Consider the following 6,601-nt stretch of genomic DNA (forward strand, 5'->3'; position numbering starts at 1 on the left):
CGGGCGGGTTCAGGCGGCAGTGCGGTTCTCGTCGAGCTCCGCGTCCATCGCGTCGTACAGGTGAGTACCGTGGGCCCACCGCTTCAGCGTCCGCCGGCCCACCAGCGCCAGATCCTGGTCGTCGCCGAGTGCCCTTGCGTCCGCCGTGAAGCCGTTGAGCCCGACCATCACGGGCATATCCGCGTGGTGCACGGGCCTCGCGGTGCCGTTGAACGTCTGCACGTCCCGGGAGCCGACCGGCCTGGCGTAGTGCTTGACCTGCACGACCACCTTGCGGCCGTGGTGGTCCCAGGCGATGACGTCCGCGCCGAGGTCGCGCGGCCCCCCGGAGTGCTCGACCCGGGTGAAGCCGTCCCGGGCCAGCATCGCGGCGCACGCCTTCTCGAAGTCGGTCGGGTGCATCGCGTCCAGGTGGCGCATCCGGTAGACCGGACCCGCCGGCTCCTCCTCGCCGTCGTCGAAGTCGTCGTTGAAGTCGTCGTAGTGGGCGTACCCGCGAGGGGCGAAGAGTCTGACCAGCAGGACGGCGGCGAGGACGACGGGGCTGGCGATGAGCGCCGACCACCACGGGTGGCCGGCGATCCAGTCCCACACGTCCGCGCTGAGCCAGTGCCAGAACGTGGTGGACAGCCACTGCCAGAACATCTTGGCGACGGCAACGGCCACCAGCGCCCCCGCGATGAACTTCAGCAGCGGATCGAACGTGCCGTCCTCGCGCACTGTCGCCCTCCCTGTCGCTGTCGGATTATGTGCGGTGGAACGGTCATGCCGCCGGCCGGCCCAGTCCGCGCCTGGACGTGCGGGCCGGCAGCCGCAGCAGGTCGTGCAGGGTGAGACCGTGCTCGGCCCACAGGCGGAGCCGGTCGCGGTCGACCCAGTGCACGTGGTGCTTGTCGCCCCACGCCTTGGCATCGCGGGTGAAGGAGCCATTGGTGACCACGACCGCGATATCGGCGCCGTGCGCGGGTCCGGCGGTGCCCTTGACCTGGTACATCACCTGGGAGCCGACCTTCGCGCCGACCTTGGTGTGCTTGGCCTGGAGCACGATCCGGCCCAGGACCGGGTGCTGGCCGATCACGTCGGCGGCCTGGTCGCCCTGCTGACCGACCTTCCGGGCGCTCCAGCCGTCGCGCACCAGCAGATCCCGCAGCGCGAACTCGAACTCCTGGTCACCGAGGGCGTCGATGCCGGCCAGGCTGAGCCGCAGCGCCGCCAGCCGCCCGGCGCGCACCCGGGTCGCCGCCCGGCGCCGCACCCACCACACGCCCGCACCGACGCCGGCCGCCGCCGCGATAGCCGCCAGGACGGGCCAGTTGCGCGCGGCAGCCCGGACAGCGGTCTCGGCGGCCCGGGCGAGCCAGACGAGCACCGCGAGGGCAACGACCGCGGCTGCGAGAAGCTCGGTGGTGCCGCGCGGCCGGCGCCACCGGCGCCGCCTGCGCGCCATCAGCGCGCCGCGGGGGCGGAGGCGGCCGGCGCCGGCGTGCTCGGCGTGGTCGTGTCGCTGTCGCTGAAGCCGATGAAGTGTCCCCACAGCCACACCAGCGCGCAGATCCCGGCGATCGTCCAGCCGCTCATCTTCTTGGCGCTGGGCCGCGGGTTGCGGCGGATGTGCCTGCGGACGACGTGATATCCCTCGGGTACCGGCATCGGAGTCGTTCCCCTCCCCTCGGCGGACCGCCCCACGCGGCCCGTCTGGTCATTGATGTACCAGCGGCCCACGACAGGAACTGGCCGATCACCGGCAAGCGACCGCTGGCCTGGTCGTGTTCCGGACAACGTGCCACCGCGGCCTCGATGACCGGGCCTGGCCCCGAACACCGCCGATGACCTTGCGTGATCGAACGACCCCGTGGAGCAGCCGGTCGACGGCGAGCGAGGGACTCAGATGCCCGCGGCCCGGGAGCAGTGCCCTGGCCTGCGCGGATACCGGACCGGCAGCGGCGCGGGGGTTCCGGTCATGAAGTTGGCGACAAATCAGCGGCGCACTCCGGTGGCACGGGCCGGGGCCGTTCGCGCCGGATCCGCCGGTCCACGCGGTCGGCGGCGCCCGGGCAGAAAAGTGAGCCGGCAGCTTCGAGGAGACCTGCCGTGCACTCGGCTGCGAAGGCCTGTCCCGCACGACGTACCTCGGCCACCAGTGTTGTTGCGTCTGGTGAAACAACTCCGGAGTGCCACTGGCCTGGGCGTTCCCAGGAGATCGGTTGCCGACTGCCCCTTGTGGCGGGCCACAGGGCAGCGATGTTGCTGCGAGCGCAACAACAGCCCGAAGGTGGTGCCCCGTCTGCGGCACCCACGGCGAGCGGGTGCCGCAGACGGCCAGGCGCCGCAGTGCGACGCCTCGGACGACCTGGGCGGATCAGGAGTTCGCCGGAAGCCGGCCACCAGGACAGCGCCGCCGCTTCCTCGCTGGGCGGTCTGTCGCGGGTGCGCAACGCTCCGGGCCGCAGACACACCAGGGGCCCGCACCGAAGTGCGGGCCCCCTGGCCGTCCGGCCCGGAGCGCGGGAGGACTCAGCGGACGATATAGCGACTGACAGCGTCGACCGTGTCGGCCACGACGACGTGCCCGTCACGCTCCAGGCGGCCAAGGCTCAGCCTAACCGGGCCGGGACGCCGCCCCAGCTGGCGAGCGAGCCTGTCAGCGCTGCACGGCAGCGGGGCGCCGCGCAGCCACCGCAGGACGTCGGCGTCGGTGAGGTCGTCCCAGGTGCGGGCCGCCCGGACCGTCAGGAAAACGAAGGCGGCGCACGAGATGAGGCTGCCGCCGTGGAAGCCGGGGTCGGTGACGGCGTCGCGGACGCTGAGGAAGGCGAACCAGGCGGTGCCCGCCGCGCCGTAGGCGACCAGGACGCGGATGAATCCCTTGAAGGCGTGGTTGCGGGCGGTGTACTTCACGTGCTGGAGCCTCCAGGGCCGGGGACGAGGAGAGGACGGTGCGCCAGGGCGTCGGGCGTGGATCAGCTGGACCCGGTCGCGCTGGTGCGGGATCCGCCCGCCGGCCAGGGCGGCCGTCGTGGCGCGCTGCAGGCGCTGGAGCTTCACCTGGAGCGCGACCTGCTGGCCGCACGTCAGGATGAGAGCGGCGGCGAGGAGGTTGAGGTGGAGGACGGCGCAGGTCGTGGCCGTGGCGGCGGTGGTGATGGTGCCGGCGATGGCGAGGTACTGAACGGCGGCGAAGGTCTTGGTGAGGTCGGTGTCGCGGGCGTTGCTGATGTGGCGCGTCCTTCGGTGTGTCAGCGGCTGGTGCGGTTGTGCATGGCGGCGAGCAGGTCCAGGACCAGCTCGACCGGCGCGTTGCGGTCGAACACGGCCTTCCAGCCCGGCTCGCGGGCCGTGCCGGTGACCGCGATCGTCCAGGTGTCCGCGTTCGGGTCGTCAGGGGCGTAGCCGAGGTAGACACGCGTGTCGGCAGAGGCGGCGTGGAGACTGCCATGGGGGTCGACGACCCAGCTGAAGCCGTGGGCGGCCAGGAACTCGGACACCCCGTAGGGACTGCCCGGGCCGGTCAGCCAGCTGCGGTGCTCGATCGGGCCACCGGGCTTGAGGCCAGGGACAGTGGGAGCGTTGATCGCCACGGTCACGACGCTGCGCCTTCCTGTTCGGGGAGGGGGAGCGTCCATGTTTGCTTGGGTTCGACCGGTTCGCGTAGCCGATGGCGTCTGCCGCAGGCGAACACCGGCGCCGACCGCGGAAACGGCCCTGCGGACGGGCGGCGCCCCGTGTCCTGTCTCGATGAACCCGGCGGAGTCTCGGTGACCCTGGCCGGTAGTGGACCACTCGTCTCGGTGAGGTTGGCGACGTTGGCGGACAGGGGCTTCTGCGTCTGATCATCGTGGCCGTGTGACGGCGTCTCAGCGTGTTTTGCGGATGGCGTCGGTGGCGGCCTTAGCGATGGCGGCGGGAGCACTGGAGGGCCGGGGCAGGTGGAGCAGGGTGGTCCCTGGCAGGTGGAGGGACGCCTGGGTGAGGGTGAGCTGGAGTACGGCGCAGCCGGCGGCGGTGAGGCGTTTGATGCGGGTGACGGCCTGAGCGGTTTCGCCGCCGGTGTAGCGGGCGTCGGTGACGATCACGAGGAGGCGGCCCGCGCCAGGGCGGCCGAGGTCGAGACCGTGGTCGAGTGCGTCGATGGCATCGCCGAGGTTGTGGCTGCCGCCGTTGGCGTGGAACTGGGTCACGCGGTCTGGCACCCGGTGGGTGGGCCGGGTCAGTGCGGTCAGATTCATGTCGTAGGCGATGGTGGCGGTGCGGGAGTCGGGGTCGGTGAGGGCTGCTGCGTGGGCCACGATCCAGGCGGCGGAGGCGACGGGTTTGCAGGCGGCACGCATGGAGCCGGAGATGTCGACGGCGATGCCCACGCGCAGTGGTGGGGTGGGGGAGTTGCTGCGGCGGGTGCGGGTGAACGGCTCTGCTGTGGGTGTTGAGCCGGCGGCGCGCTGGGCGTCGCGGGCGAGGGCCTGGCGCATGTTGAGGCGGCCGGGCGGGGTGGGGCTGGTGGTCCGCTCCTCGGTGCGTTCCCGGTAGGCGGCGGCGCGTAGGGCGCGGCTCAGGCGCGCGGCGGCGCTCTGCTCGGCGGCGGTGGGCTTGCGGGTGCCGGTGATCGGGTTGTCGGAGGGCCTTGGTGTGCCGTCTGGGCTGACGGTGGTGCCGTCCCAGTTGAAGACCGACTTGGCGGTGGCGGCGGCTTTGCGTCGCCGGCCGGCCTGCTGGGCGCGGTCGTTGGCCTGTGCCCTGGACTGTGCGGCCATGGCGTTGTTCGCGGCGAGTTGTGCCGCGAGGTCGGCACGGTCGTTGGCGGCCATGTTGTCCAGGACGACCGTCACGGCGCCGGACAGCAGATCGGTGAGGTCCTGCGGCGCGTCGGGCAGGGCGGGGGCGGCGGTGTCCAGGGCGTCGCACCAGTCCTGGGCGTGCGCGAGCATGGTGGTGGCGTCGTGGTCGGCGCACCGGTGGGCTGCGGTCCAGATGCCGGTGAGGGTGGCCAGCAGGTCGGTGCCCAGGACCTTCTCGCACAGGTCGGCGACGGCTTTGGTCTCGCCGGCGTCCAGGATGCCGGCGTCGCGGCGGCCGAGGATCAGGGCCGCCGCGCTGGCGGCGTGCTCGACGCCCTGGAGGGTGGGGTTGGCGATGTCGGGCATGACGAGGGTCCGGGCGCTGGTGCGCAGGTACGTGCGGTCGGTGGGCCGCCTGATCAGGTGGGCGCCTTCGACGCGGCTCTCCTCCAGCAGGAGTGCGGCCTGGACGACGCGGGGGTCCGCGCCGGGCGGCTGCCGCCAGACGGAGTGGGCGGCGTGGGCGGCCTCGTGGACGAACACTCCCCAGGCAGCGGGATAGCGCTCCTCGTCACCCACGATCCGCGGACGGACCTCATGGGCCTGAAGGGGGGCGAACAGCTCGGCGTCGAACTCGATCTCCGCCAGGCCGGGGAAGTAGGCGGCCGGTGCGCCGCTGCGGGTGCCGGGGCGGCAGGTGACGAGGAGGTCCTGGCGGCCGGACAGGGCGACCAGCCGGTCGCCGAGTTCGGCTCCCACGCGCAGCCACGCGGCCGGGGAGGACCGGGGCTGTGCGGGCGGGGCGCCGTCGTTGTCCCAGCGCGCGAGGTCGGCGTCGTCGTTGGGTGTGGTGGCGGGGGGCTGGACGTGGTGGGCGCTCATCGCTGGCGGCCCCGGTGCGCGGGTCCGGTGGGCTGCTGGGTGGCCGAAGCGGTCGCGGCGGAGAGCTGTCGGCCGAGGGTGAGGGGCTTGACCTCCTTGATGCCGGCGATCTTGCCGACGGCGGCGGCGACGGCGTCGCGGTCCTCCAGGGGAGCGATGCCGATCAGGTTGGCGAGCGCGGCCTTGGTGCCGAGGACGGCCTCGGTCTTCTGGTAGCTGAGCAGCTCCCGTAGCTGGGGGGCCCAGCCCAGTTCGCCGAGTTCGACCTGGCCGGCGAGATGTCGGGCGATCCGGACCACCCGGGCGTCGATCTTCAGGGCCAGGGCGAGGTCGTAGTCCGTGCCGACCTGGATCTGTACGCTGAATCGGCTCGCGAGCGCCTCCGTCAGCACGGCGCCGTGCACGCCGGGGTTGTGGCCTGCCACCACGTAGAAGCCCTGCTTGGCCTGGATGGTCTCGCCGTTGTGGGCCTTGACCTGGATCTGGCGGCGCCCGTCCATGGCCGGGTAGAGCGCGGCCAGCACCTTCGGTGAGATCAGGGTGGCGTCGTCGATCAGCAGGGCGCGGCCCTCGGTCATCGCGGTGACCAGCGGGCCGTACTGGAAGACGTAGTTGCCGCCGTCGTCCTGCGTGTACTCGCCGATCAGGTCGCCGACGGTGGTGTCGCCGTCGCCGGCGACGGTGAGCAGGTCGGGGAACGCCGCCTCCACCAGGGATGTCTTGCCGGTGCCCGGGGGACCGTAGAGCAGCACCGGCACGTCGGCGTCGCGCAAGCGATTTAGCGCCTCGACGTCGGGCAGGTCGGCCAGCTCCCGGGGGTGGTAGAGCTGGCCCCCCGCACGGCGGATCGGACCGCCCGGCTTGGACGCGGGCGCTGCGGGAGCGGTCGTGCGGGCCGTGGCCGCGGCGGCGCGGGGAGAGTGCGTTCCCGGCGGACTGATCGCCGC

At 72.6% G+C, this 6,601-nt stretch carries 7 protein-coding genes; all 7 read right to left on the reverse strand.

The features are described from left to right. Window positions 1–9 precede the first annotated feature (9 nt). Window positions 10–720, reverse strand: coding sequence for a restriction endonuclease (locus ACFTWP_RS37545; protein WP_380269599.1), 711 nt, complete (start codon window positions 718–720; stop codon window positions 10–12). A gap of 43 nt (window positions 721–763) precedes the next feature. After that, the gene (locus tag ACFTWP_RS37550) at window positions 764–1,447 is read right to left on the reverse strand and encodes a restriction endonuclease (protein ID WP_380269600.1); all 684 of its coding nucleotides are present in this window, start codon (window positions 1,445–1,447) and stop codon (window positions 764–766) included. Beyond that, window positions 1,447–1,650: a hypothetical protein gene (locus tag ACFTWP_RS37555; protein ID WP_380269602.1), complete on the reverse strand. Its 204-nt coding sequence runs from the start codon at window positions 1,648–1,650 to the stop codon at window positions 1,447–1,449. The genes ACFTWP_RS37550 and ACFTWP_RS37555 overlap by 1 nt, the downstream gene beginning before the upstream one ends. 864 nt (window positions 1,651–2,514) lie before the next feature. Then, window positions 2,515–3,045: a hypothetical protein gene (locus ACFTWP_RS37560; protein ID WP_380269603.1), complete on the reverse strand. Its 531-nt coding sequence runs from the start codon at window positions 3,043–3,045 to the stop codon at window positions 2,515–2,517. Between the two features lie 191 nt (window positions 3,046–3,236). Then, complete coding sequence (locus ACFTWP_RS37565) at window positions 3,237–3,578, reverse strand: DUF317 domain-containing protein (protein WP_380269604.1); 342 nt, start codon at window positions 3,576–3,578, stop codon at window positions 3,237–3,239. Between the two features lie 276 nt (window positions 3,579–3,854). Continuing rightward, window positions 3,855–5,654, reverse strand: coding sequence for a hypothetical protein (locus tag ACFTWP_RS37570; RefSeq protein ID WP_380269605.1), 1,800 nt, complete (start codon window positions 5,652–5,654; stop codon window positions 3,855–3,857). Continuing rightward, window positions 5,651–6,601: AAA family ATPase (locus ACFTWP_RS37575; protein WP_380269606.1), on the reverse strand; the 951-nt coding region annotated here is incomplete at its 5' end. The genes ACFTWP_RS37570 and ACFTWP_RS37575, both read right to left, overlap by 4 nt.

This window comes from Kitasatospora sp. NPDC057015, assembly GCF_042673745.1.
Classification (GTDB): Bacteria; Actinomycetota; Actinomycetes; order Streptomycetales; family Streptomycetaceae; genus Kitasatospora.

What these genes read in the sequence shown, in the direction of transcription:
- ACFTWP_RS37570 (WP_380269605.1), bottom strand. Translation starts at nt 5,654, where the DNA reads ATGAGCGCCCACCACGTCCAGCCCCCCGCCACCACACCCAACGACGAC.
- ACFTWP_RS37555 (WP_380269602.1), bottom strand. Translation starts at nt 1,650, where the DNA reads ATGCCGGTACCCGAGGGATATCACGTCGTCCGCAGGCACATCCGCCGC.
- ACFTWP_RS37550 (WP_380269600.1), bottom strand. Translation starts at nt 1,447, where the DNA reads ATGGCGCGCAGGCGGCGCCGGTGGCGCCGGCCGCGCGGCACCACCGAG.